We start from the raw sequence: 1,490 nt of genomic DNA on the forward strand, positions 1-1,490 counted from the left end.
TGTTTTGCGACAGCCGCCAGGTCGCCCGACACGAACGCTGCTGGGCCAAGCATCAGAGCATCACCGACCCGGTCCACCGGCAGGCCGCTGCTGAGCTGCGCATGGCCGGCCGGCTGGTGCCAGCGCCGGCAGGTGCCAGCGCCGGCAGGCACCGCGCAGGTCGAGCACCGGCGGCTCAGCGATTACGACTGGATGTTCGGCCTCGACGTTGAGGTGGCTGCGTGATGGCCGCCAAGACCAGTAACCGCAACGTGTCCTCCGAGATCGCGTTTTCACCCGCGCGCTGAAAGCGCCCTCTCTCGCAGCGTCGGTGGAACGTCTGGCTGAGCGGGCTCGGGCGGAGTCGTGGACGCGCTGGTGGTGTAAGAGGGCATCTGATCCCGCTTGGCGAGATGGGTCCGATTAGGGGCTTTCGTTTCGCCAGGTTGGAGTGGATTCTCCGGTGATATAGCGGCTCATTGTGTTAGCCATGGCCCAATGGATTATCGCCCGGGTGCGTTGGGGAAGAGTTTCGTAGTCGCGGACGAGACGTCGGTGTTGCATCAGCCAGCCGAAGCTCCGTTCCACGACCCACCGGCGGGGCTGGACGTGGAAGCCCTTCCCAGGATGGCGGGGAACCCGCTCGACGTCGATGCCGAGCCCGGCGCCATGCCCACGTTCGGCGGTGTTGTTGCCACCGTCGACCCACGCCTTGACCACGCTCGGATGGTCCGCGGCGATGGTGTCGAGCAGGTGCCGGCCAGCGGTGGAGTCCTGCACCGACGCCGCAGTGACGATCACGGCCAGGAGCAGGCCGAGGGTGTCGGTGGCGATGCGCCGCTTGCGACCCTTGATCTTCTTCGCCGCGTCGATGACCTGGCTCGACTCGCCGACATTGCTCGACGTCTTCACACTCTGCGAGTCCAGCACCGCCGCCGAAGGGCTCTCACGACGACCCCGGGCCACCCGGACCCGCTCCCGCAACAGATCGTGGATCCGTTGCGTGGTCCCATCCGCCTCCCACTTGGCGTAGTAGTCATACACCGTCTTCGCCGCCGGGGAAGTCGTGCGGCAGGTACTCCCAGGCGATCCCGGTCCTGGCCACGTACAGGTTCGCGTTGACGATCTCCCGCAGGTCATGCACCGGCCGACTGATCGCCAAGCCCACCCGCACCACGCGCCACGCGGTCAGCACCGGCTCGATCAACGCCCCACCGCTCATCCGACAAGTCCGACCGATACCCACGCCGCTTCACACCCACGGCGTGATCAACGAACCACGCCCGCCGACGCGACGACCAAACGCGAATCACCTACTACACGGATCAAACGCCCCCTCAGCGGTGGGGTGGCGCTGATGTGCCTGGTGTCGTGGTGTGCGGTGGGGATGTGCGCGAAGGGGAGGCTGAGCGGGGGCGGGTGGGGGTGGGGAAATAGCCGCGGTCCTCGCGGTTGGCGGCTCTCGGCTGTGCTGAGGCAGTAACGGTCGACAGCCGCGCCGCGGCGGCGAT

General features: G+C 67.2%; 1 protein-coding gene and 2 pseudogenes. 2 read left to right on the plus strand and 1 reads right to left on the minus strand.

All coding sequences use genetic code 11. From position 1 onward, the window contains the following. Both ACIBEF_RS32430 and ACIBEF_RS32435 read left to right on the plus strand, forming a co-directional pair. Window positions 1–225, plus strand: a 225-nt coding sequence (locus tag ACIBEF_RS32430; RefSeq protein ID WP_396797234.1) for a hypothetical protein, incomplete at its 5' end; no start/stop codon positions are given. After that, a pseudogene (locus ACIBEF_RS32435) lies at window positions 225–352 on the plus strand (IS21-like element ISAau2 family helper ATPase IstB); the annotation flags it as partial. The gene ACIBEF_RS32430 and the pseudogene ACIBEF_RS32435, both read left to right, overlap by 1 nt. A gap of 50 nt (window positions 353–402) precedes the next feature. On the opposite strand, the pseudogene ACIBEF_RS32440 reads toward ACIBEF_RS32435, so the two are convergent. Beyond that, window positions 403–1,235 (minus strand): annotated as a pseudogene (locus ACIBEF_RS32440) (IS5 family transposase). Between the last annotated feature and the right edge of the window lie 255 nt (window positions 1,236–1,490).

The organism is Micromonospora sp. NPDC050795 (assembly GCF_044456785.1).
GTDB lineage: Bacteria > Actinomycetota > Actinomycetes > Mycobacteriales > Micromonosporaceae > Micromonospora.